Origin of the sequence: Methanosarcina mazei S-6 (assembly GCF_000970205.1) — an archaeon.
Taxonomy (GTDB): domain Archaea; phylum Halobacteriota; class Methanosarcinia; order Methanosarcinales; family Methanosarcinaceae; genus Methanosarcina; species Methanosarcina mazei.
Window position 1 is genome coordinate 1,420,102 of the sequence record NZ_CP009512.1, and the last position, 24,394, is coordinate 1,444,495.

Annotated in this window: 17 protein-coding genes and 1 pseudogene; 7 read left to right on the plus strand and 11 right to left on the minus strand. The window is 37.9% G+C overall.

Annotated features, from left to right (window positions below; translation table 11 throughout):
- Window positions 1-3: 3 nt before the first annotated feature.
- From MSMAS_RS18695 to pglX, 3 genes are read right to left on the minus strand one after another with little or no spacing between them, the layout of a single operon-like run.
- Window positions 4-147, minus strand: coding sequence for an AlbA family DNA-binding domain-containing protein (locus MSMAS_RS18695; RefSeq protein ID WP_015410903.1), 144 nt, complete (start codon window positions 145-147; stop codon window positions 4-6).
- Complete coding sequence (locus tag MSMAS_RS06205) at window positions 144-305, minus strand: AlbA family DNA-binding domain-containing protein (RefSeq protein WP_015410902.1); 162 nt, start codon at window positions 303-305, stop codon at window positions 144-146. Before MSMAS_RS06205 ends, MSMAS_RS18695 begins: the two co-directional genes overlap by 4 nt.
- On the minus strand, window positions 302-3,799 hold the full coding sequence (gene pglX, locus MSMAS_RS06210; RefSeq protein WP_048046367.1) for a BREX-1 system adenine-specific DNA-methyltransferase PglX: 3,498 nt from the start codon (window positions 3,797-3,799) through the stop codon (window positions 302-304). Before pglX ends, MSMAS_RS06205 begins: the two co-directional genes overlap by 4 nt.
- A gap of 237 nt (window positions 3,800-4,036) precedes the next feature.
- Here pglX and MSMAS_RS06215 point away from each other — a divergent pair, with 237 nt between their 5' ends.
- A complete protein-coding gene (locus tag MSMAS_RS06215) occupies window positions 4,037-6,394 on the plus strand; it encodes a tetratricopeptide repeat protein (protein WP_048046368.1) in 2,358 nt (785 codons plus the stop codon).
- Window positions 6,395-6,484: 90 nt separating this feature from the next.
- On the opposite strand, the gene brxC is transcribed toward MSMAS_RS06215, so the two are convergent.
- From brxC to MSMAS_RS06255, 7 genes are all read right to left on the minus strand, one after another.
- The gene (gene brxC / locus MSMAS_RS06220; RefSeq protein ID WP_048046369.1) at window positions 6,485-10,123 is read right to left on the minus strand and encodes a BREX system P-loop protein BrxC; all 3,639 of its coding nucleotides are present in this window, start codon (window positions 10,121-10,123) and stop codon (window positions 6,485-6,487) included.
- Window positions 10,124-10,246: 123 nt separating this feature from the next.
- Window positions 10,247-10,819, minus strand: coding sequence for a DUF1788 domain-containing protein (locus tag MSMAS_RS06225; protein WP_011032107.1), 573 nt, complete (start codon window positions 10,817-10,819; stop codon window positions 10,247-10,249).
- A gap of 1,298 nt (window positions 10,820-12,117) precedes the next feature.
- Window positions 12,118-13,746 (minus strand): IS1634-like element ISMma3 family transposase, encoded by a 1,629-nt coding sequence (locus MSMAS_RS06235; RefSeq protein ID WP_011032145.1) that lies wholly within the window; start codon window positions 13,744-13,746, stop codon window positions 12,118-12,120.
- Window positions 13,747-13,781: 35 nt separating this feature from the next.
- Window positions 13,782-14,111: a hypothetical protein gene (locus MSMAS_RS06240; RefSeq protein WP_048046371.1), complete on the minus strand. Its 330-nt coding sequence runs from the start codon at window positions 14,109-14,111 to the stop codon at window positions 13,782-13,784.
- Entirely contained in the window at window positions 14,111-15,451 is a 1,341-nt protein-coding gene (locus MSMAS_RS06245; protein ID WP_048046372.1) for an AAA family ATPase, read from the minus strand. Before MSMAS_RS06245 ends, MSMAS_RS06240 begins: the two co-directional genes overlap by 1 nt.
- Window positions 15,452-15,855: 404 nt before the next feature.
- Window positions 15,856-17,073, minus strand: coding sequence for a CRISPR-associated endonuclease Cas1 (cas1, locus tag MSMAS_RS06250; RefSeq protein ID WP_048046929.1), 1,218 nt, complete (start codon window positions 17,071-17,073; stop codon window positions 15,856-15,858).
- The gene (locus tag MSMAS_RS06255) at window positions 17,070-17,954 is read right to left on the minus strand and encodes a hypothetical protein (protein ID WP_048046373.1); all 885 of its coding nucleotides are present in this window, start codon (window positions 17,952-17,954) and stop codon (window positions 17,070-17,072) included. Before MSMAS_RS06255 ends, cas1 begins: the two co-directional genes overlap by 4 nt.
- 105 nt (window positions 17,955-18,059) lie before the next feature.
- On the opposite strand from MSMAS_RS06255, the gene MSMAS_RS18700 reads away from it, so the two are divergent.
- From MSMAS_RS18700 to MSMAS_RS06285, 6 genes and pseudogenes are all read left to right on the plus strand, one after another.
- Entirely contained in the window at window positions 18,060-18,221 is a 162-nt protein-coding gene (locus tag MSMAS_RS18700; protein ID WP_155395348.1) for a hypothetical protein, read from the plus strand.
- The gene (locus MSMAS_RS06260) at window positions 18,218-18,856 is read left to right on the plus strand and encodes a hypothetical protein (RefSeq protein WP_048046374.1); all 639 of its coding nucleotides are present in this window, start codon (window positions 18,218-18,220) and stop codon (window positions 18,854-18,856) included. The genes MSMAS_RS18700 and MSMAS_RS06260 overlap by 4 nt, the downstream gene beginning before the upstream one ends.
- A 12-nt stretch (window positions 18,857-18,868) precedes the next feature.
- The gene (locus MSMAS_RS06265; protein WP_048046375.1) at window positions 18,869-19,201 is read left to right on the plus strand and encodes an HNH endonuclease signature motif containing protein; all 333 of its coding nucleotides are present in this window, start codon (window positions 18,869-18,871) and stop codon (window positions 19,199-19,201) included.
- Window positions 19,194-20,243 (plus strand): DNA polymerase, encoded by a 1,050-nt coding sequence (locus MSMAS_RS06270; protein ID WP_230633349.1) that lies wholly within the window; start codon window positions 19,194-19,196, stop codon window positions 20,241-20,243. The genes MSMAS_RS06265 and MSMAS_RS06270 overlap by 8 nt, the downstream gene beginning before the upstream one ends.
- A 35-nt stretch (window positions 20,244-20,278) precedes the next feature.
- Window positions 20,279-21,375: pseudogene (locus MSMAS_RS18110) on the plus strand (IS630 family transposase).
- Between the two features lie 10 nt (window positions 21,376-21,385).
- Entirely contained in the window at window positions 21,386-23,038 is a 1,653-nt protein-coding gene (locus MSMAS_RS06285) for a hypothetical protein (protein ID WP_196296931.1), read from the plus strand.
- Window positions 23,039-23,198: 160 nt separating this feature from the next.
- Here MSMAS_RS06285 and MSMAS_RS06290 read toward each other — a convergent pair whose 3' ends face one another.
- Window positions 23,199-24,380, minus strand: coding sequence for a hypothetical protein (locus MSMAS_RS06290; RefSeq protein ID WP_155395349.1), 1,182 nt, complete (start codon window positions 24,378-24,380; stop codon window positions 23,199-23,201).
- Window positions 24,381-24,394 lie beyond the last annotated feature (14 nt).

Consider the following 24,394-nt stretch of genomic DNA (forward strand, 5'->3'; position numbering starts at 1 on the left):
TAGTTAAAGGAATACTCCAGACGTCCCTGCGGTGTTGGCAAAAGCTACCAGTGTTTTTAGTATATTTCTAGGAGAGGACAGGTCACGCTTGAACTCCAGCGTTTTGCCTTCGGGCCTGGAGAGCAGTTCAGCAATTGAGTGAGTCATTTCTCCTCCTTCTGGCAAGCACCACTAACCCCTATAAGGATCATGCCGCCTTTTGCGTTAGCAAAAGCCACAGCTGACTCTATGGTTCTGTCATCGAATTTTTCTTTGAATTCAAGGGTTTCGGATTCGCCGGATTTGATAAGGGAATGGAAGTTCATATCTTCCCAACCAACCCCTCAAACTTCTTATAATTCTCCACAACCCCATCATCCAGATCAATCTCGATCATCTGATCTGCTTTATTTTTTAGCAGTTCATCATACTTCACGAGCTCATTAATCTTTTTATTAAGTTTAGCAAGTTCTGACTCGGCTTTTCCACTATTCTTAGAATTTTCAGTAATTTCCTTTTCCAGAAGCGATCTCTGAGCATCAAGCTTTGACTCAAAGTCCAGCAAATAATCTATCCTCATCTTCGCCAGGGTAGTTTTATCGTACCTGTGCATGTAAACGAGCGCATTGAACGCTTTTCCCTTTTCAGAAGAAGTAAAGAGCCAGTAAATTGGCCTTTTCTTATACATCTTCACATGATCGCTGTAGAAGTCTCTCAAGAAATAATTCCGGATAACCTTTTCAGGAGCTTCATTTTTCTTTGAAAGCGCCCCTGCAATGAAGTCCAGGTTTTCAGAAAGCGTATCCGCCCCAAATGTAAGCTTCAAAAATTCCTTGAATCTGCCTACTATGTCATCCATGTAATATTCATCATCAAGAATCGGGATGATATTATCTTCATCCGGCAGGAAAGTAGCTCCGGGTACTTTTTCTTTAAAATCAGCCAGCTTTTCTCCCTGACTTGCAAGGATCAGCCCTTCCTTTTCCGGCGAATATCTTCCAAACATGCACCCGACAGCGTAGGATATAAATTCTTTAACTGTATCGGTCAACAGCAGTGCTTCAAGTTCTTCTTCTGTTTTGTCGTTACCGTAGCGGTAATATGGATTGCAGGTTAGCGTAATTTCAGAAAGAGGTAAATCAGGAGTCATTTCATCCTGCAAACCATAGGCTTCTATGAAAATACGGTTATTCTCTTCCTCCAGCCTCTGTGTTTCAAGAGTTATTTCTTGCCAGTGGGCGCGGAGTTTTGTGTATGTTTCAGCGAGGGTTGGATGGTGGTATTCTGGTTGGAGAATTGGAAGGGTAGTGAAATCCCAGGATGTTTCGTAGGAGTCCCAGTCGAATTTACTAAGAGAAATAAGTGAATCATTAATAGGAATATCCTTAATACATAAAGGAAGTGTTCTTAAATATCCGGAATGGTAGTCTAAAGTTGGTGATATACATTTCAAAAGGTTTCCACATACATTTGAATTTAAAAAAGATATTATTTTTATCAAATGTTCATATTTATTTGTAAATAATGCTTGCCCTTTGTCAGAGAAAATAAATCCCGTTGGAAATAACCTGAGGGATAAGGGGGATGATGATAAGGCAGACCATGTAGCTCCTGCCTTAAAGTAAAACTGTTCACTAGGACAATGATTTCCCATTTGTTTTAATATTTCGTAATTTACTCTAGAAAATCTTATTACATACTCATTATTCCCATACCACTTTCGATATCCTCCTCCTTTGTTGTAAGGAGCATAGTCAAATTCATTAAACCAAAAACTTTCTCTATCTTCACACTCAAATCCTATTTTTGAAAAATTTATTTCATTCCAGAAACGTAAAAAACGATCATTATCCCCTGTAGCAATTCCTTGTCTTAGTTCAGCAAAATCTTCGATGCACTTGTTACCAGTAAATACATTTATAACATTTTCGCTCACCCAATACGCAATTGGACTCCCTGGTATTTTCTGGAAGGCGGCGGCGGAGGCGCAGAAAGGTTCAGATTTTTTTGCTTTCAATTCGGCTTCCTTATCTGCCTCGCAGTTTCCATCAACCAGTCGCAGATAAGATCCTTTGTAATCAGGGTGTTGAGCATTTTCGAGAACAAATGCCGTTGTTGAAACAACTTCACCACCAATGCTGTCAAAAGCCCGTGCTCCAAAATGAGCCATGGATAGGATAGTGTCGTTACTCAGGATGTTTTCGCGAAGTTTTTCAAAAGACGAAAGGAACATCCAGCTCTGCATGGTGATCATGGCAACCATGCCTTTTTTCACTGCAAGGTCAAGATTGCGTTCGATGAACATGGCAAAAGTGTCGGATTTGCTGTCTGGGTAGTTATCCTGAGCAAAAGTTTTCAGCCTATTGTTCATCCCCTTGCCACCCATATATGGCGGATTAGCAACAACCACATGGTATTTCGGACTGAGATAATCCGCCTGCTTCAAAGCTTTCAGGACTTTTTGATGAGTTGAAAGGAGAGAGAGGTTGCCTGAAAGATTTTTTGATTCCAATAAATGCAAAAGGTCTGATATATCTTTTGCAACCGGACGTATCAGAGAACCAAAATTATCGGCTTCTGCGAACTGAAGTAAAGTAGCTCTATGAGCATTGGTGAAAAGCTCACGTCCAACTGTCTCAATGTAATCATTGAGTTCTCCTTGCTCAAAAGCGACATTTTCCAGCATACAGATATTGGGATGAACCTGTTTATTGAAAAAGCGGCGATCTTTTCCCCTTGCCTTCATTGCCAATGCAAACCCGGCAAGTTCTCCTGCACGCTTATCAATCTCAATCCCGAAAAGATTGTGGGTCAGGATCATTTCCGGAATTTCGGAGGGAGTGTATCCTTCTTCTTCGTAAATCGCATACAGCAGGTCAAAAGCATAAACGAGCATATGCCCCGAACCACATGCAGGGTCACAGATCTTGATTTCTTCAGGAGAATTGATTTTCAGAAAATCGGTTTCCTGCTTTTCCGGCTTTATGTAATACTCCATCCTGTCAACAAGGCTGGATTCCGGACGGTTGAGCATCCACAGGCGTCCCAGGGAGTTTTCCACAAGATAGCGGACAATCCAGTGGGGGGTGAAAAGCTGGGTGACTGCTGGGATATTTTCTTTGCTGATCTTGATGTTTTTCTTCAGGTCGGCAAAGACTTTGTCCTTCTTCGGGGCAATATAGTCCTGGTAGATCCAGCCTATGATTTCAACTTCTTTCCAGTCTTCGTCCGGAATAATTGAATTAAGGCCATGCAGGACAGAGCCTGTATGGAGAAGCTTGTCAGGGAAAAGGAGTTCGGTATAGTCTTCGATTTTCTCGAAGAGAAAAGGCATTATTTTGTTCAGATAATTGCAGAGCTTTAGAATCAGGTATTTGTAGAGTTCTTCATCTTTGTTTTCGGCTTTGAGGTCAAGAACTAAATCTCGGTTAAGATTCAGAAAGTCAAGTTTCAGGGCGTTTGTAAGAATGTCGGGTTCGGGTTTATTCGGGTCGGTTGAGGTGAAAACTTTTATCTGGTCCGGAAGGCAGCCGTTCATCTCCATGAACTTGAGAGCTACAAGGCGGTTGAACCAGGCATAAGTTACTTCTTCCATTACCTGTTCGTAGCCTTTTTCCTTGATCTGCTTTACAAGCTGAGAGCGCTGGTTTTTGATTTTTGAATTGAAGACTTTGCCGTTAATGATAACTGAATCGGCATGTTCTTCCACGGCATGGATTTCTTCAGGTAAAATTCCGTAATAGGCTGCCTGGCTTCTTACTTCTGCGTTTAACTTGTCCCGAACCTTGTTTGAGAATTCGATTATTGCTGATTTGTCCATATTTCCAGAACCCGATTTCATTTTTCAACTGGTTGAGAAATTTATATGACTTATAATATTTGATGGGTTTATAAGTTTTTTGAGTTTTGACCTGTTCGGGATCTTTATTTTGATTGATGTGCCTGAAATTCAAATTGAAGGTACGGTTTTTTTGGCGGGGTCGGGCTTTATGCTTATTTTTTTGGAAGTCGCCGGGCTGGACGATATCTTTTATTACCTGAATAGTAATCTACGTGTATGTCCAGGCAGTTTGCGGATAAAATACAACGGATTCTTGAAACCTCTCTGGTCCAGATCAACACGGGGAAAACCAAAAAGGCATTTGAAAACCTTGCAAAAGCCGAAAAGCTTTTAGATAAGGCAAAAAGACCGGACTACCAGTGCTCTATCCTTATGTTGAAAGGGAGAGCTTTTCTTGCCGAACAAAGGAATGAAGAAGCTCTGGAGGAGTTCCAGAAGCTAATGGAATTTTCCGTGCCGCTCTTTCTGGATGCTCCGGAAAACCCTGTCCATCAGTACTATGTCTATAATTCATTTGGTTTTACCATAAAAGCTCTCTCCGAGATAGATAGTGTTTCTAAAATGGAGGAGTACTTTTACAGGGACAAAAAATATTTCGACAAAATTTTTGCCGCTTATGACGAGCTCATTGCCCGGGTCCCGGACAACTCTGAGTATATACAGAACTACCTGAAAGTCCTGGAAAATATCATGACCTATCACCTGGATGCGCAAAAGCTTGAAGAAGAGCCCGTGATTTTCGAAAGAATCGTGCAGAATTACGGGAGATTATTTGAACTGGTTCCCGGAAAACTGGAATTGTTTAAGAAACTGCAGCTGCTGACCGAACAATTTAAAAATTATTGTCTATTATCCAGGAACTTCGAAGCCGCAAACACGGTATTTGGGCAGATAGAAGAAATCTATTCCGGAATCCTCAAAAAAGAACCGGGACACATTCTCGTCTCCGCTCATCTTCTTTTCTTATACGAGACCTCTGCAGACCTGTACACAAAACTTGGGAAAATCGAAAAAGCCGAAGAAAGCTACCTCCAGGCCCTTGATTTCCTCTCCAAAAAACAGCGGGCAAGTCCGGGAAATACTACTTACGTCCGGCAGCAGGGCAAGGTTTACCGGATGCTCGGAAGGGCCTTTTATGAAGCCGGGGACTCTGGAAAAGCAGCTCAATACGCCGGAAAAGCTCTTGAAATTCTCAGAGAATTGGCCGGGAAAAATCCGGAGGACCTGCATTATCAGTATGAAATTTCCGACGACTTTACCGGGCTTGGGAAACTGTTTGAAGACATAGGGGACATAGAACGTGCAAAAGAATGCCATATGCAGGAAATCAATATCTACAGGAATATTCACGAAAGAGACCCCGAAGATGAGGTGAGCGAAGCAAATATAGCCGCAACCCTCGACCGGATCGGACACCTTTACGCAGGAAAAGGGGAAACGGAAACTGCAAAACAGTACTATGAACAGGGCCTTGAAGCCTATGAAAAACTGTCTGAATCCTATCCCGAAGATATCGACCATGAAGTAGGAATTGCAAATACCCTGGGTTACATAGGGAAACAGTATTCGGACCCTGAGCCAGAAACCGCTCTGAAATACTACAAAAAAGCTCTCGGCATCCTTGAAGATGTGGTACAAACGTTCCCGGACGTTCCAGTTTACAAAGAAGATCTCATCCAGACCCTCGGGGACCTTGAATCCCTGGCTTCAGGGCAAAAACAATATGAAAATGCAATCCTGTACCGTGAGCGCATTACAGAACTGAGCCGCCAGCTTGCCAGCGAAAACCCCGAAAACTTAGATTACAAAAAAGAACTCGCCCTTTCCTTCAAACACATGGGGCTGCTTTATGAAAAAGCAGAAAAACCGGAACCTGCAAAACAGCAGTATTCAAAATCAGCCGACGTCTTCAGGCAGGTCCTGCAGAATGAAAACGAAAAAGATCTCATGAAAGGCCTTCTTGCTCTTGACCTCCAGAAGCAAGCAACTATACTCATCCATGAAAAGAATTATGGTCTTGCAAAAGAATACCTGGTCCTTCTCCGCGATTACTATGAAGCCCTGTACGAAAAAGACCCCGAAAAACCGGAAAACTGGAAAGCCGTCTGTGAAATTAGGACCCTTTGCGGGATATTACATAAATCCATGGGAAATTACGACGCAGCTATCCAGATCTACAAATCAGTCTTCTCTGTCCTGAATAAGCATCCAGTATCTGATCCCGATAACCCTGATTACCAGTCAATTATCGGTGTATTATATACCCAGCTGGGAATTGCGTATCATCTGGCAGACGAGTATGATAAATCAAAAGAAGCCTTTGAAAAAAGTATACCCATAAACGTAAAACTGCTTGATGAAGAAACTGAAAATTTCTTACACATGGGAGATATGGCAGTAGCATTTACAGAATATTCAAAGTTACTCACAAGCATGGGCATGAAAAAAGAAGCCGAAGAATACGCTGCAAAAGCAGACGAGATAAAGGAAAAGATAATGAAAAAATTTAGGTTTGATGAATCTACAATGTTTGATGAATCTACAATAGAAGATGGAGACAAAAAAGATCTCTGAGATTCAGATGAACGCAGGTTTCAATAAAAGAGGTTCAATAAAAAAGGTTCAAAAAAATCAGTTTCAATAAAATTAAAAAGAGGGTGTAATTCACACCCTTATGTTCTTCTCCTTGAGGATTCCCATCAATTTTTCTCTGAGCTGTGTAATATATTCCTCAACATCTTCTTCGGTTTCCAGCATTTTTCCACATCTGAAAAATGCTATATTGCTGATAACTTCAGTATTTCTCTGAGGGGCCGCCGGAGGAACAATTTTTGTTTCTGCTCCTGTGTCGTGGTCCACAGATTTTGTTGCCGGAGTTCCCGGATTATCTAAAGCCTCAGGTCTTGTCTTATATTCATTCTTCTTCTGCTCTTCCCGGATAGTCTGCCTTTCCCGGTCCATCTGCCTGTAAGCTTCTACCCTCTGAGAATTTATAATCTGAACCTGGCTCTGGACAAGAGCACAGTCCTCAGCATCTTCTATCGTCCTTTCTATCACATTGAAGAGCCTTAGCACTGTTTCCTTGAAATCGTCAGAAAAGATTTCGTCTGAAAGCTCCCTCTCAAGCTCTTTTGTAACAGCATCAAGGTTATCTCTGATCTCTTTTTTCCGGGCAGAAAGGGCATCCTGTATTGCAACTTCTATCCTCTTCTTCAGTACTGGGAGCTGGCGGATCTGAGAGTAGGGTTCTTCCATGTTCAAAATTCTGTTAACTTCTTCAATATCTGCTCTTGTTTCTTTACTGAGGAACTGGATATTTCTGGAGTAATCCCTGTACTTATGGGCAAGCCTCCTGAAGATCTCAACCTGGGAGCCGTTAAAGAAGTTCTTCACAGGCTCTGCATCGGCGTGCAGCTCTTCAAATTCGGTTTTTCGTAAGGCTGCAGCTCTGAAAAAGGATGAAGGGTCTGAGTTTTCTGTCAGTTCTTTCAGGAATTTCCTGTAGGCTTCTATCCGGACTCTACCAGGGAAGCTCCCTTCTTCTTCATATCTTCCTTCGATTACCTGCAGAGCTGAAAGCTCTTCCCTGAATATTTTCTCTGCAGTTTCGTAGAGTTCGCCCTCTTTTTCAGGCAGGCTCAGTTTTTCAAAAAGGTCATTAAGGATCTTCTTTACGGCTTTGAGGTCCTCTTCTTCGGTCTTCTCCCTGATTTCTATGACCACTTTGTCAGCTTCGTCCCTTCTTGTCAGGTGTTTTGCCGTAGCACTCGCATCGTTAAACAGGTACTCGGACTGGTAGCGAAGTTTGATCTCTTCTCTAAGGTAAAGAATTGCCACAAGCCCTGAAATCGTCATTTCTTTCCAGCCGTAGGGCTTCTTCATGAAGCGTTCCTTTAAATCGCTTAACAGGACCCTTCCGCTTCTCCCGTACTTCAGCTGGATGTAGTCAAGCATCTCCTTTAATGCAAGCCTGTTTATTTCACTGCCTTCAACTCCGAACCTCTCAAGGTCGTCCGAGCGCAGGACTCTGAGCACTTCGCTATCGTTTTCATAGTCCTTTATAACATATCCGGCTTTGTTGTAAACGTTCTGTATAAGTAAGTCGAGCCCTTCCTTTATGCGCTCTTTAGGGCTGGATTTCTCAGGGATTACTTCCTTGTTGTCAACAAAAACCCTTGAATCCGAGACCCCTTTCTGGACCAGTTCCAGGGCTTTTGCTCTTGCACTGTTAGCATTCTGCTGTTTTGTGGAAAGAATATTCTGGATTTCCACATTGTTCCGGTTTGAGGAGTTTTGCTTGAGATACTTCTCTATTTTCAGGTAAGACCTTATCTGGTCGATCAACTCGTCTTCCGGAAGTATGAAAAGCAGGGTGTCCGTTGAATCTATATTGCTTAAATTCTCGCCGCTCAGGGACTGCTGATTTCCTTTTTTACTGTTATACTGGTCTGAAAGAGGGGTCAGGAATTTGATTGTAAGGTCTGCACCTGTGACAGTCTTCTCCCTGTTATCAATAGCTCTGTTAAACTTGTAGTCCTTATGAGATGCCGGGCAGATCCCCTGTTTCTGCTCATAAAGCATCGTATGGATCTCTTCAAGGATCTGGTGCTCTTCGATTTCTACCCTTTTGATGTCCTTGTTAATCTCTTGCTCCTCATTTGTCAGGAAATAATACTTGTCTTCGGACTTGTTAATCAGGTTCTGGTCTTCGAGTTTCCGCAGGGATTCAACGATTCTTTCTTTCAGTTTGAGCTTATTTTCATCAACTGAGGAAATGGAGAGTACTATCAGGTTGTCAAGGTTAGGCTCAATTTCCGGAATACTCCTGATCATAAACAGGATTTCCAGAAGTTCGCAGTCTTTGTCATTAAGAAAATCGTTCTTCCGGGCATGGGAGATTGTTCTTGCGATAATCGGGTCAAGGAAGCCTTCAATAGTCTCATAGAAAGCATGGAAAGGAATCAGCATCCCTACATTGTTTTCGCAGTAGTTCTCGGTAGACTCTTTAAAGGCGCTGAGCATCGACCTTTCCCCTTTTGCCAGGTGTTTGCCCGTAAACCCTGTTTCTCTGATCCTGTCAAAGACCTTCTGCACAAGGTTGAACTGGTAGGGGACAAAAGGATATACGTTTACAAAGTCATCTTCGTTTTTGTAGACTTTAATTTCAGCCCGGTTTGAAAAAGCAAGCAGATTTCTGAGTATTGTCTGCTTTTCAGCATAGTAAGAAGCCAGAACGTCCCTGTATTCCTCTTTCTTATGCAGAATCCTTTTCTTGATAACCTCGTCCACATTAGCGCTGGTAAGTCCCAGTCTGGTGTTAAAACGTCCCTGAATCTTGGAAAAGTCGTAACTTTTCACGTGTTCCTTTGTAACAGTATCAATATCAGCCTGTGAAGTGACTGCAACCCAGGCTTTTCCCCGGAGTTTGGTCCCTAGTTCTTCCACAATGGTCTGAAGGTTGAGCATCAGTTCGCTGTTTTCTCCTATATACTGCCCCACTTCGTCCACCAGGAAAATTACCTGATGGTCTTTTCCTTTTGATTTGCAGTACTTATCTAGCTTTTTTGCAAATTTCTCAACACTAAAAGTATATCCTGCGCCGTCGTTTTCAAACAGCCTGGTAGCAGCTTCCTTGCTCATGTAGCCGCAGTTTTCAAGGGCTTCTATGATATCGTCCTGCTCGAAACCATAGGTAACTCTTCTTTCTTCCCATGGATCTCCATTTATGAGCTCGAATTTGGTTTTAAATGCTTCATAAAGCCCTTTTTCTTCAAGGTCTTCTTCAAGATCTGCGATCCAGAAAACATCCCCCAGGTACCCTCTCATATCATTGAAAGCTCTCATGAAAATGTTTACAATCTGTTCATCGCCCTTATTTGCAGTGTTTGCTTTGGAATCAATATTAAAGAGAATAACGTCTTTAGTACCTGTAGTAACGGCTTTTTCGATATTGGCAAAAATAGCAGGGTCTGTAATTTTTTCCCTGAAAAATTCGAGTGCTGTCTTTCCATGGACTTCCCTATTCGCCAGTAAATATGAAAGGATTTTGAGGAAATGCGATTTTCCTGAACCGAAGAACCCTGAGATCCAGACTCCTATTCTGTCTGTAGGTTCTTCAAGTGCTGCAGCATAATTTCTGAAAAATGTATCAAAATGCTTTCTGGATTCCCCTGTTACCACATACTCGTCAAGTTCAGTATAGACGCTCCTTTCGTCTTCCTGATCAACCTTTATTACCCCGTTGATATCTCTTCGGATATCTTTTTCGAATAAATCTTCTATTTTTATTTCTGTGGCTGTCATGTTTAGCACTCTGAATAAATATTAGTTTGAATTGAGTTTCTATGTGAGTTAAATTTAAGATTCTGGATGTTATCTGAAAACCTGAAACTCTCCATAGAGTAGTCCCGAACAAATTTCTAAAATTTACATTGCCTCTGGCATCAAGCGGAAAGCTCTGTAGTAGTTCTTGCTTTTGAATTCTCCAAATAAGCTCAGGTCAAGCCCGCTGAATTTTCCAGGATAAAACATCACAAGAGGCTTTTTACCTGTAACGGAATGAAGGTTATTAAGGACAGAATGAGCTCTGACCATTGGCCAGGCATTTCCCACTCCTGTCAGGAAAATAATATCATAGTTTCCCTGAAGTATCTCGGAGATTTCTTTCTTTGTAGCATCCTGGTTAAGAATAAGTCTTATCTTCTCAAGTAAGGCGTCTGAACCCTTTTTCCTTTCAAACTGGGTTATTTTTTCATCACTAAGCTTCTGACTTAGTATTTTGAGACACAGATCGTACAGGTTAATCTCAATTATTTTAAGAGAATATTTGGTCTCAAAGCCTGTAACCATCTTTTCAATTGTGTCTCTGACTAGAAGCTCTTTATCAGGCTCATAATCAAATATCCAGTATGGGATTTCATTTCCCAATCCTTTACATTCCAGAAAATCCGTTGTTTTTATCTTTTCTTTAAAGAGTTCCAGACGCTCTTCAAGTTTCATAAATTTAGAATACAGCACTATCTATAAATCGGTTATTATTTTCAGCCAGTACTGTATTATCTTTTTTAAGCTTCTGAGTCAAAAGTCTCAGTAAGCTGTTTTAATAGATTAATGTTCAATGCAGGTGCAAGTAATGGCATCTGCACCAACCCACCTGTTCCTCATGCAACTGATAACTACATGCATACAGGTGACGGTTTTTTCTCTCAGAGCTTCATCAATTGTACACATTCTATCGAAAAATTTCTGGCACTTTGGAAAGGAAGCAGTCCCATGGGTGGAATATACATTCTTTCAATATTTACAAATAATTTAATTCAAATTCTTTATAGAATGTCTATATGTGTAAACTGCAAACCCTACTTATATTTAAGAAAGTATTTGTTAGTGTGGACGGGTGTAGAGCAGGTCGTTTTCAATTGCACTTCTAGTTCGAGAGAAGAGATTCGAATATCTGAACTCCTTCGCGATAAACAGTCTTTTGGAAGCTTATGGTTCAGTTTTTATACAGAATGCTGATTCAAAGGCATCTGAGAAAATAGTTCAGAATGGATTAAAATAAATAACTAAAAGAGAGTTTAAATGCGAGGGGTGGGATTCAAACACACGAAATCCTTCGATAACAGATCTTAAGTCCGTTGCTTAAGAGATTAATCTTGCCACAACTCACAAGAAGCTTTATAAATCATAGAATTAATCAAAAAAATTAAGTGCGGGGATATAGGTATCTTCAAAAAACGCAACGCTGTTTTGTGAGAATTTTGCACAACCCTAATTTTTGAAAGTTGCCTTAACTAAAATCTATTATTTATATATTTTAACAATAAAAAAGTCTAGTTTCTAAGCCCATACTTAAAGATTCTTTCGAATTTTGATTTATTTTTAAAAAATCAAAAAGTTGTGCCTATTGACAAACAACATTGAAAATACAACATAACTCGCCAAAGAACACAACCAAAACACTTAAGAGAATTTCGACAAATTGCTTATATGCCCTTTATAAACAATCAACCAAAAAACGAGGTTTATCGAAATCCTCTTAATATTGCTCCAAAATATTCTTTAAACTTTCTTGATCTTCCTTAGATAACTTCTCATTTGGTTTGCAAAATTCTACGATATTGTGATCATTTATTAAACTTGCATTGCGTATACTTCTATAGATCTTGGGTTTACTGATACCTTTTGGGTATATTGAGGAATTTTTTAAGAAAGGATAAGATTCTTTATCATTAGTGCAAATAAGATTACATTTTGAAGCGATTACAATAGACCCTACATTCGGCAGGTTGACGTAATTAGAGATAGATATTTTCATATTTTTCTCCCATGAGCCTCAGTATCTTCCAGTGAATATCCTCCATATTCAATATTTCGGACTCTATTTCTCCTTGTTTCTGAATCCTAAGTTCTGTAATTCCCTGGAAATTGAAAAATATCCATCTCATTGTAGGTCTTTTTGTTGGCTTCCCTTTTTGATCTGGAACCGTTTCATTTTCTTCTTCTAACTTTGTTCTTAATTTCCATTCTGCAATTGAATAAATCATTAAGCAGAGAACCATTATCATAGTCAGTGCTTCAATTCGGGATTTTTTCTTGAGGTAAACTTTCGATATGCTAAACGTATCACTTTTCAAGAACCTGAATCCTTTTTCTACATTGTCCTGTCCTTTGTAATACTTCAGCATATCTTCAGGAGAAATACTGATATCATTACTTGCAAGAATGAAAAGTCCCATTTTCTCCATTTCTTTCAAAACAAAAGCTTCATTAGTCTTTAAACTGCCATCAATCCTGTAATAAGTCTTTAATTTCTCATCTTTTGAAGGTCTGCCTCTTTTACCCGATTCACGTTTTTTAATGGCTTTCAAATCAACATTTTCAAACACAATTGAGGGGAAATCTTGAATCCATTTCTCTGCGGCTTTTAATGCATCATCTTCACAGAAGAAGTCCTCTCCTTTCAGCTTTTTAAAAGACTTCTCTGCTTTTTCAAACTCTTTGTCAAGCTTTGTTCTGAGAGTTTGCTCTTTTTTCTCTTTCATCTTGTGAGAAAGCAGCAAAACCCACTTTTGTTTAACTCCACCATATTCCACAAAGGTTTGATAAAATGAGTATCTTTCGTCGCTTTTTAGCGTTTTCAGGTTCAGATTTGCAGCTAACAGTTCCTTTGCCTCGGTAATTGTTGCAGGAACGCGACTGATCCAGAATGACGTTCCTATGTTCTTGATATTATTGTCTGTGTAAAAGGAACTATCAGCGACATAGTACACTTTGCTTTCAGGCCTTAGAACTGATTTAAGAGAGTTGATAGCTTCCAGAATTGTGTTTTTGTCGGAAGCATTTCCTGAATGGGTGTTCATGAAAAGAGGTATGCCATGCTGATTAACAATCAAGCTCAGTACAAATTGTTTGAGGTCCCATCTTCCGTTTTTGGGAATTCCAAAAGTAATATCAATAGACTCAGTTTCTTCGTCTTCATAATCCCCATAAACGCTGACACTTGTAGTGTCAGCGTGTAAACAGTGAACAGGAATAGGTAGACGAGCCATAATGTGAAGAGCAATTTCCGTAAACAGTTTTGTAGGGCCATATTTTACGATTCTATCAAGAGTCTCTCCGATAGCATATTGATTCAGGTCTTCTCTTGTTACATTGTCTCCGAAAAGCCTTTCAGTAGAAATGTTTTTGAAAAAATCAGGAAAAAGGTACAGACGTTGCCCTATGAAACCAAGACCATTGAGTACCATGGCAAGGATGCAAACTGAGTGAGGAACATTGTGATCCCTTTCCTTGGGAAGTTTCTCATCGATCAGTTTGTCAACTTCAAGTTCTCTGAAAACTCCAGCCATGAGACCAAGGTGACCTAAGAACCTTGTACGTTTTAAGGAAGATTCAACTCTTCTACTACTGTTTTTCTCTGACATGGGAAGACCAGGAAAGAGATATAAAATTAATAATATTAATCTATATGTTTACCTGCCGAGAGTAGGATAGACGCAAGATGTCTATCGTTGAATTTAGGATCTGGGAAATCCTCCGTTAATTTTGCTTGTATTTTGTCAACTTTGTCTCTAGAAACTGTTTTGACTTTCCCCTTATTTCCTAATAAAGTGAACAAACCAACATATTTTCCGTTTTTTTTGAGTTCATTATGATATTGAGTTCCTCCAAAAACGATCTTTCCCTTACCATTAAAAATCCAACTAAATACCGGCTCAAATTCGGAGTGATCTTGAGACTTTGATGAAAAAACAGAACTTAATACATTTGTATCAATTATTATACACATTAGAATATCTCCAATAAATCTAGTTCCTCTTTGACAAAAAAGTTCATGAAAGCTTCTGGTTGATCTTCTGAGTATCTGCCTTTATTATCAATTTCAATAATGTGAACTTTGTTTCCGTTATCGGTTCGTTCAAAAAATAATACTTGAGAATCAACTTTTTTACTTTCATTTTGACTAATTTTAATTCTAAATCTATTAATTAAATACTCACTATGGGTTTCAATAACAAAATTTTTGCTCTCAGCTAAATGCATACTATAAATAAATTCGCCTAAAGCCGCCTGTGCACGTGGATGTAGGTGAACTTCAGGCTGTTGAATTGCATACGATGTGTTTTTAGATCTCGAAATAATTTCGACAATAATAGGAAGAGCTTGAGAAACTCCGTAACCTACATTAGATATTTTAAAATTTTTGTTATTTAATATAATATCTAATTGAAATGGAGAAGTTTCATCCTTTCCAAATGGAACTGTGTTAATAGAATCAAACAGCCCACTTTGTACTCCAAAAGATTCAATTGAAGAAAGTACATCCTTCTTGTTACTGGATTTACTAAAATTAAGGAACCTGTTCAATAAATATGGGGCGTGATCCCCCTCAGAAGAAGGAGATACTCCATAGTTATCATATGTCCTTTTGGGTTTTGCTCTAATTGGAGCAATCCAACAGAATTTGCCAATAAAAGAAGGAAATATAACATGATTAAGTTGAGAAGCGACCTTTGCTTTATTAGAAGGATCGGTTGTTTCTTTCTTTTTTGTTTCCAACTCTGCTTCTATAAAGCTACCTATAATAGGTAACGGTGTACGAGAAGGAATTTTTATGATATTATACCCTTTATTTTTAATATTAATATCCACTTCTTGGATCCAATTTTTAAAGAAAGTAAGTGCTTCAGAAGGATCTTCAGGGATAGTTGAGATCTCTTTAACTTTATATTTTATAGATTTTTTCCCAATATTTGCAATCACAGTGTGATCTTTTGAGATATAGCTAAAATCTGTGATATAAGGAAGCCCTTTATCGTTTTCAAATTTCATAAAAATAGATTTATAAGAGTCCTCTCCTTTCGTGGGTTTACTATTTAGACCAAAAACCCCGATTTTAAAGAAATTTTTGTCTATATTGCTGTCGGCAATCTCACTAAAAGACCCAAGGTGAATATCCTCATAGTTGAACTTTTGATTGAGCCAAAACCCAGTATTATCTAATAAATTTAAAAGAGATAGTATTGAGGATTTACCTGTACTGTTTTCACCCATTAAAAAATTAACATTAGTAAAAGGGATGTACGTTTCATGAAAACCTCTAAAATTGTCTACATATAATATTATCATTATTTCACCTAATTATATTAAATTTAAAAAAGCTAATTAAAAGAAAGGAAAAACTTGCTATAAAAAAGTTTTTAATTTATCTTGTTTCAAAACTATACTTTTTGTAGTATATGTAATACAATTATTGTGCCATCTATTCTGCTAAAGCTCAAATTTGCCTAAGCTTTGGTCCTCTACAGTTTTGAACCATATTATCGAATTTATTAAGGGTTGTAAATTAATTGTGTTTTACAACCCTTTTTACTGCCTCTATGTAAGCTGTTTTACTATTTTACTGTAAAATTTACGCCTTCCTCTGATACAGCTTTACAATTTTACTGTAAATTTACAATTTCTTCTGATACCGTTTTACTATTTTACTGTAAATTTACATTTTTACATTTTACAGTAAAGTATACGCATTTTTACTTTTGACTTAAAACCAGAGCTTCCCACTTATTCACCCTTTCCAGAACATGAGCGTTCAGAGTAAACGGTTTATCAGACTTAGCATTCTGCTTCATATAGTGCAAAGTACCTTTAGAAAACCCTAGCTTCTTCCAGTCGACATAAGAAATATTGAGAATCTTCTGCCTTATATCATAAGAGTCAATTCTTTCAATCTCATATTCAGGCTTAACAAAATCCAGTTTCTCCTTTTTGCTTGTGAGGTAATGGGCTAATTCTCTCACCTTCAGGAAGATAACATAGCTCCAGGTGCTTTCTTTTCCCTGATAACTTACCTTTTTATTCAGCATATTGGAGAACTCATTTACAACCTTCCTGGCTCCTGTAGGCTTTAACCTCAGATTGTAATTCTCAGTCCTGATAAAGTCTTTACTTTCCATAGCTCCACTCTCAATCAGGCTGATAACAGCCAGATCAACAAGGAACCTGAAAGGCTCCTGAAGGTCATAGGCTAAGCTGTTCTTGCTTGGTGTCATTTCATGCAGAAACCCGACATGAGGATCTAACCCTACAGAATTAATTGCTTTCAGGCATTCAGCCTCAAGAAGAGAATAGCCATAGTTGAGCATTGTGTTTACCATATCCCCTGAGCCCATAGCCCTTCTGAACTGATCTACCCTGTTACAGAAATCATATTCCTTTGGAACAGCCTTTGAAAACTCAATCCAGTATTTGCCGGCTAAGGTTCCCTCTATTCCTAAAATTTCCCTGGTGCTCTTTACTTCTCTTAACTTTGTGAGTCCATCCGAAATATCAAAATTAATTTCTGGATACCTTTGGCTCAGGAAATCAAGGACTGCCTTAGACTTATTAAATTTAGCCTCAATGAACTTCTTTGCTATCTCAAGCCTAGTTTCCTTATCCTCAAAAGCATGATACTGAGCAAACTTTGTTCTTAAATTGGTACTTTCAGGAGGAAGCATTGTTGTCAAAAGCTTGCCATTCCAATCTAAAATGGAAACCTGGACATTATGCTTAATTAGCCATCTAATAGCCTCTAAGGTAAGGTTTCCACTCTTACCATAAATGATAATGCCATCAATATCAATTCTTTTTGGAGAAAATACATATTCTTGAGGCTCTTCTGTTGTTGAAAACCTTCCATCCTTGATATGAAGCTTGGCTCCATCAACATGCATATTTATGCCGTGACCATTCAAAAGAAGAAGTTTCACCAAGAATCATCCTCCTTCTCTCCTTTTGCATAAGGGGTTTTATATAATCCCAAATTAATTAGAGCCTCAGTTCTTATATTGGAAACAAACTGTGAAGCGTTTTCTTTTCCTTCTATTGCTAGCTCTTCCTCCAACCTGTAAAGTTCTTCTCTATGTTCCTCAATAAGATTGGCTGTATATTCTGTGTTGTAAACATTTTCTACAGAAAAAGGATCTTGTAGGGCTCTTGCATCTTCCATAAACCTTTCAATTACAGCCTTATGCCCATAATGTCCAAGAAGATAGATAATGTGAGTTCTAAGGTTTACATGGGTTGAAACAGGAACAGGATATTTCTTTAGCAATTTTACTAACAGGTCAATTGTTTTTACTTTATTAGTGGGCTCAATGTCTTTTTTCAAAATATATCTATCTAATAAGAGCAACAACTTATCAGCAAGTTCTTCATCTATAGTTCCTTCCTCAATGTTTTTATCAAACTGAGCTATAACTATATCCAGTTGTACAGGAGTTAAGACATAAGTTTGTTCATAACGTGCAATCTCTTTTAAAGCCATTTTTTGCTTTATGGGTTCTTCTGACCCAAGCCAATCTAAAATCTTGTCCATATGCCCTTTAATTTTAGACACATCTTTCAAGGTCAGATAACTAGCTCTTCCATCAGTATCTTCTATTCCTAATTTCCCTAAATCAGAAGATTCTAGGCGTATAATTGTTTCCAAATTAATCAGATTGTCTAGTTTACGATTTATACTCTTGAGGCTATACCCAAGTTCATTTTTATGCCTTTTCATCAGGTCTTCTATGAGTTGTTTCCTTCTTACATACCCTTTTTGTGTAAGATACCGCTTTACCTCAGTTTCAAAGTCTCTTTGTGTCACAAATAATACTCTCTTATTCTTGTGTTTTACTCAAGTATATATAAAATATATGTCAAACTTGTACTTAAAGTTATACTCAATTCTGTACATAAGTAAGAGCGGTACATGTTGCTTATTGTGAGTTACATGACCACAAAAGACAGAGTTTTGATAACATTGTCTCCTTACCTTAAGGAGAAACTAGAACAGAACGCAGAAGATTATGGATGCTCTCAGGCTGAAGTTATGAGAACAGCTTTTATCAGAATGATGGAGGCTGAACGATGAGCCGACCAAGATTTTCCAAAGACTACAGGACTTATGGGGAATGGCTCAAAATTCAGCCTAGAGATACAAAATATGCAAAGGAGATCATCAGGAAACACAAATTTTTCCCTGATAAAAGCCTCAGCCAGCTTAGAAATCTGAAGATAAGCGATTTTGATCTAAGCCAGACAGCCTGGAAAACTCTTTCAGCCCAGGGTAAGAGAGATAGAAATCTATCTCTCCAAATTTTAAGGGAAATGAGAAAAGGTGAAAATCTTTCTTCTGTACTTGAAAAGATAGGCAAAAGAACAGAATTTGCAGTCAAGCATCTTGGAAAGAACCTTTACAAGTCAGGAGGAACCTGGAAGGTTACAAAAACAGATACTATCCAGGCTGAAATGCTGATTTACTCCACAGAAGGACAAAAAACGATTATTACAGCCAGTTCTAAGGATAGGTCTTTAATTGCAGAATATCATGCCAATGTTCAGAAGGCAATAAAAAACAATGATCCTTCTGTTCTTGCCAAATTTAAGGACGTTCAAATAGTAGATGCAAAAGGCAACGTCCACCACTTTGAAACCGATCTTAATAAGCTCTATGAGATCCTAGAAGCTCAGGAAGAACCGGAGTTTTTGGAAGTCTATCAGCATTGAGGAGGTGAGACTATGGACAAAGAGACTTATCAAAAAACTTTGAACAAACAGAAGAGAAAAGGAAACTCCTCTCTTTGCTGTGTTATCTGTGGAGAAGATGATCCAGATCTAATTGAAATGCATCACATCTCTGGACGGAACAATTCAGACCAGGTTCAGCCTCTATGTAAAAATTGCCATTTCAAGGTCACAAAAGAACAAAACAAGCTAAGTCCAAAAGCCAGATCTGGAAATGCCTCCACTGAGCAAAAAAGAGCTTTTCAGTTAGTTTCTATTGGGGCTTTACTGAAAGAGTTAGGAACTCAGTTAATTGATCTTGGAAATGAGATGGTGCAAAATGTCTAAAGTTGCAGTTAGGGGATATACTCAGAGACTTGAAAAGCCCCAAGCAAAAAGGAGCTTTAGTTATGATACTCCTCTCAGACATAACAGGGTACTGGTCTTTGATACTGAAACAACCATAGACCAGTATCAAAATTTTAAGATAGGATACTTCCAGATCTACCAGGATGGAGTTATTCAGCATGATGGTTTATTCTATGATCCATCTACCCTGAATGAAAGAGAAATAAATATACTGGAAGCCTATTCAAAAAAGCATAACATAAACCTGTATTCCCTGGATGAGTTCATAGACAATGTATTTTATCCTGAAGTCTTTGGGCTTAAAACCCTCTGCAATGGGTATAACTTAGCTTTTGACCTTATCAGAATTGCTAAAAGATCAGGAGATTCAAGGGGAAGGAACAGAGGCGGTTTTACCCTCACCCTCTCAGATGACCCTTTCAACCCTCCTATAATAGTCAAAAAGCTTGGATACTCTAACAACTTTAAGTTTACCACAACCAAGCAGAACAAGGGAGAGAGTCATTTCTCTGGCTATTTCCTAGATACTCAAAGGCTGGCTGAAGTTCTCCTTCAGGAAAGACGTATTTCCCTTGAAAAAGCCGCAGAAAGGCTCAACACTCCTGTTAAGAAAATGAAAGAAATTGAACATGGAAAAGTTACTGAAAAGTATATTGATTATCTGATAAAAGATGTTGAAACTACTCAGGCTGTGTATGAAAAGCTTGTTAAGGAGCTTGACGTTTACCAGATCCATGTACCCATAACAAAAATCTTTAGCGAGGCTTCCATTGGGAAATATGCTCTCAGCCAGTTAGGGGTTAAACCTTTCCTAGAACTGAACCCAGATTTTCCAGATTTGATTATTGGGAACATGATGACTTCATATTTCGGAGGAAGAACAGAATGTAAAATCAGGAAGGAGCCAATAAAGGTTACAGTTCTTGATTTTACAAGCATGTACCCTACAGTTACAATGTTAATGAACCTCTGGAAGTACATCATAGCTGAAAGCCTAGTGTCTCAACCATTTAATTATTAGTCATCATTATAAACGTTGAATCCTTTTATACCTTCATGCTACAGATTCAACTTGCAGATAATGAGGTAAATTTCCTTCAGGATTTTGTGAGAAAAGGACGTAAAAGCGCAAGAGAACTAACTCGAGCCCGTATTCTCCTTCTATCAAACCAGCAAACAGAAATCACTGAAATCGTGAAAATATTAGGTATTTCCAGGAGTACCACTTTGAATATACGGAAAAGATACCTTGATGAAGGTCTCCCCAATGCTCTTTTTGACAAATCAAGATCTGGTCAACCTATAAAATACACTGAAAAACATGTTGCAGAAGTAATCGCTTTAGCCTGCAGCAGTTCCCCTGATGGAAGCAAAAGATGGTCTCTTTCCCTGCTTACTGAAGAACTTAGGAAAAAAGAAGGATTTGAAACTATAGGTAAAGAGAGTGTCAGGCTTATTTTGAAAAAAGCAAAACTAAACCTTGGTTAAGACGGATGTGGTGTATTCAGACTATCGATACTGAATATAGAGACAGGATGTATGACATTCTTAGTCTGTATGAAGAGGATTATGATCCTAAAAAACCTCTTATCTGTCTTGACGAGAAGCCTAAGCAACTGCTCAGGGATAAAAGAATGAGCATTCCTATGAAGCTTGGAAGTTCAGAAAAATATGATTATGAGTATGTCAGAAACGGAACAGCAAACATATTCATGGCGGTAGAGTTCAAAGCAGGAAAAAGGGTAACTCAGGTAACCAAAAGAAGAACAATGAAGGATTTTGCACAATTCATGAAGATTCTTGTCACAGAAGAATATTCTGAAGCAGAAGTCATCAGACTGGTTACGGATAATCTCAATATCCATAAAGAGAAGTCATTCTACGAAGCATTCTCAGAAGAGGAAGCAAAGAAGATTCTGGACAAGATAGAGTTCCATTACACGCCAAAACATGCAAGCTGGCTCAATGCTGCTGAAATCGAGATCAATGTCATGGATATCGAATGTACAGGAAGAAGGATCGGGGACATCGAGACGCTTAAAAATGAAGTGGATTCATGGACAAAGAGAAGGAATGAACACAAAAGGAAAATTGAATGGAAGTTTACAAGGAAGAATGCAGATGAGAAAATGTCAAAGTATTATGTGAAATAATTAAATGGTCATGACACTAGAAATTCAGGATATAACAGAAGAAACCATAGGATTTGTTTCAAAAGTAAAACTTTCAGACCTTCAGAATCAGGATACATGGAAAAAGCTTGTTGTTATGGTCAAGATTCAGCCCGATGATGATATTTTGCCTGTGAGAATGGATTATAAAGGAAATAATACAGGCTTTAACGTAGGAATCAATTATCTGAGTTCTAACTCAGAGATGTGGTATTCTTTACCGGATGTTATAGGCTCATATCTCCTTACCGGCAAAGCTCCAAAAATTATAGAAGCTGTAAAATTTGTTCCTAAAGGAGCACAGAAGGGTTTAAGGAAATCTGGGGTTCTTGGAATTGATATTGATCCGTTAAAGGATAATGTTGTTCAGGTTCTTGTAGAAGAGAGGCAGAAGATTAAGGAAAAATTAAAAAAGACTGATAAAAATGCTCCTGAACTTCAGCATTTATCAAGCAGAGCCCAGGCTATCAAGATTCTTGTAAATGCTCTCAGTTATGGAATCTTTATTGAGCTTAACCCAGAAGATAAGAAAAGTGAGTTTCAGGTTTATGGTCTTGATAACTTTGTTACTAAGGAAAACAGGTTTGAGAAGTCAGGCAAATATTTTCATCCTCTCCTGGCTGTTATGATTACTTCAGGAGCCAGGCTTTTTTTAACAATGGCTGAAGCCAGGTTAAAAGAGCTCGGTGCTATTCACGCTTACATGGATACTGATTCTGTGTTTGTGCCTCCTGATAAAGCTCAGGAGCTCGCAGAGTTTTTTCAGCCTCTTAATCCTTACAACATGGATATTCCATTGCTTAAACCTGAGAAAAAGGATCTCTGGTTCTATGGAATTGCTTCTAAAAGATATGCTCTATACTACTATGAGAACGGAAAAATCAAGTTTATGGAAGATGAAAGGTCTTACAAACTTCATGGGCTTGGGCATTTAACAAACCCCTTCCCTAACTCAGTTGAAGATTGGCAGGCTGAAATCTGGCAGGATATCCTTAAACTGCATTATAGGCTGATTACTGAAAGAGATATTGAAGAGAAATATTCTAACCTTTATGCAATTTCTCAGCTTACTGTTAGCACTTCTATTGTATTAAGCAGATTTAAAAAACTAAATGAGAGGAAACCCTGGAAAGAACAGATTAAACCTTTTAACTTCTTCCTTGTAAGCTTCCAAGTAATTATAGAAGATGATAAGGCTGTTAAGCCTCTCGCTCCATTTACAAAGGATTATCAGAAAATCGTTTATGAGCCCTTCATTGATTATGACTCAGGAGAAGTTAAGGAAGGATCTCAATATTTCAAGCCATTAAGCAGGACTATTTTGCATTATGTTGAGCATATGGAAAATAAGTTTGATGGAGACATAGGAGTTTTAAAGAGAAAACATATTCAGGCTGAGGGGTTGGTTTACATTGGGAAAGAAGCCAATAATATTGAAGATCAGCCTTTGGATGTAATAGGAGCTCAAGTTTTCGTTAATGAGGAAGAAATTAAGCAGAAGATTTTGGGTTTAACTCCTGAAGAGGCACGGAAGTTAGGGGTTAAACATAGGAGTACTTTGAAGAGGATGAAAGATAGAATTATGAAGGACGGTAAAATAAGTTTGGACACGAAAGAAGTAAAGAAACTTCTAAACAGAATATGAGCCACTTATCGAGCCTATTGCAAACTCAAAATTATCTCTCAGAATCCTCATTTTGAATAGTTAAAGGAACTCTATCATGACATCTCTAGAACGATTATCATTACTTAACAACAAAGTTGTTTTTGGAATGAGTTGTTTTAAGTGAATATAGGAATTAATTTCAATTTTTATCAAATAACTTCCATATTTCGGTTTTTAAGTTAAATACTATAAGCAACCATCCTGCGAATATTAAAAAAAAAGTAACCCCTCTATATTTAATCATAGTTTCATAATCCAAAAGCAGCATAAATAATGGTAAGAATAAACCAAGCAACGAAAATACAAATAACAATAAAAGGTTATTTTTTAGACTCATAATGTCGCTATTTATTAGCATATTCTCTTTACTTGCAACGATATCTTTGTAAAATTCAAGCTCTACTTTTTTTATTGAAATCTCTTCTTTATAGCGAGAATAGTTTTCTAATTTTATTCTATCATTTTCGATGTCTTCTCTTGACATCATTTTTGGAAGAGGAGGTGTCATTAAACTTTCGTAGTTAATTGGTTGTGTCAGAGCTAAGCCAAAAAAAGGGTTCTTTTGACGTTTTGCTTCCTTTTTCTTAACCTCTAAAAATATATTATACCTTTCTTCAAAAATAGATCTGTTCATAAGTTTATATTCATCATCTTTTATTGCTTTATCATAAAGTAACTTTGGGTCTGTTGGATTCTTCAAATCTATTGATCTTAACGAATCTTTTAAGTAACTATCAACTAGTTCTTCGGCGGCTTCTCTCACTTCCTCTAAATAATTGTCATTATACTCTTGTTCAAAGGCTTCTTTAGAGATATTTTTAAGTTCTTCGACTAATATAGATTTTTTATAAACTGTCTCCAAACTTGGAGGATTATTTGGGTCTATTGTAAGTTTGATAAAATTTAAAAACTCTCTTACTGTATTGCAATCATTCTCAAAATCTATATTACTAACATATTCCATTTTTGGCTTAATTTGCTGAGTTATTAAATCAATTCTCCTTTTATAATCAGAAATCTCATTATGAAGTTGGTCAATAAGAGATTTTTGATTTATAAGTTTCGTTGTTAGGAAAGCACCCATAAGCCCAACTATTGCGGCTGCACATTGAGCCGAAGAACTATAAAACCAATTTGGATCTATTTTTATAGGTTCAGTTTGTGAAATTAAGTTTGTCGCGTTTTGTGTAATGTTCACCACTGAGTTTTTTAAAATAAGTGATGAATTTGTTAAAAGTTCTGAAGAGCTATTCGATACATTTGTAGAGAAGTTACTAATCGAGATATTATTAGCCAAGTAATCTTTCACTATTCGATTCATCTGCAATAAAGAAA

Excerpts from the sequence above, each read along its gene's own strand:
- MSMAS_RS18695 (WP_015410903.1), bottom strand. The coding sequence starts at position 147 with ATGACTCACTCAATTGCTGAACTGCTCTCCAGGCCCGAAGGCAAAACG.
- MSMAS_RS06205 (WP_015410902.1), bottom strand. The coding sequence starts at position 305 with ATGAACTTCCATTCCCTTATCAAATCCGGCGAATCCGAAACCCTTGAA.
- pglX (WP_048046367.1), bottom strand. The coding sequence starts at position 3,799 with ATGGACAAATCAGCAATAATCGAATTCTCAAACAAGGTTCGGGACAAG.
- MSMAS_RS06215 (WP_048046368.1), top strand. The coding sequence starts at position 4,037 with ATGTCCAGGCAGTTTGCGGATAAAATACAACGGATTCTTGAAACCTCT.
- brxC (WP_048046369.1), bottom strand. The coding sequence starts at position 10,123 with ATGACAGCCACAGAAATAAAAATAGAAGATTTATTCGAAAAAGATATC.
- MSMAS_RS06225 (WP_011032107.1), bottom strand. The coding sequence starts at position 10,819 with ATGAAACTTGAAGAGCGTCTGGAACTCTTTAAAGAAAAGATAAAAACA.
- MSMAS_RS06235 (WP_011032145.1), bottom strand. The coding sequence starts at position 13,746 with ATGTCAGAGAAAAACAGTAGTAGAAGAGTTGAATCTTCCTTAAAACGT.
- MSMAS_RS06240 (WP_048046371.1), bottom strand. The coding sequence starts at position 14,111 with ATGTGTATAATAATTGATACAAATGTATTAAGTTCTGTTTTTTCATCA.
- MSMAS_RS06245 (WP_048046372.1), bottom strand. The coding sequence starts at position 15,451 with ATGATAATATTATATGTAGACAATTTTAGAGGTTTTCATGAAACGTAC.
- MSMAS_RS18700 (WP_155395348.1), top strand. The coding sequence starts at position 18,060 with ATGTTGCTTATTGTGAGTTACATGACCACAAAAGACAGAGTTTTGATA.
- MSMAS_RS06260 (WP_048046374.1), top strand. The coding sequence starts at position 18,218 with ATGAGCCGACCAAGATTTTCCAAAGACTACAGGACTTATGGGGAATGG.
- MSMAS_RS06265 (WP_048046375.1), top strand. The coding sequence starts at position 18,869 with ATGGACAAAGAGACTTATCAAAAAACTTTGAACAAACAGAAGAGAAAA.
- MSMAS_RS06270 (WP_230633349.1), top strand. The coding sequence starts at position 19,194 with ATGTCTAAAGTTGCAGTTAGGGGATATACTCAGAGACTTGAAAAGCCC.
- MSMAS_RS06285 (WP_196296931.1), top strand. The coding sequence starts at position 21,386 with ATGACACTAGAAATTCAGGATATAACAGAAGAAACCATAGGATTTGTT.
- MSMAS_RS06290 (WP_155395349.1), bottom strand. The coding sequence starts at position 24,380 with ATGAATCGAATAGTGAAAGATTACTTGGCTAATAATATCTCGATTAGT.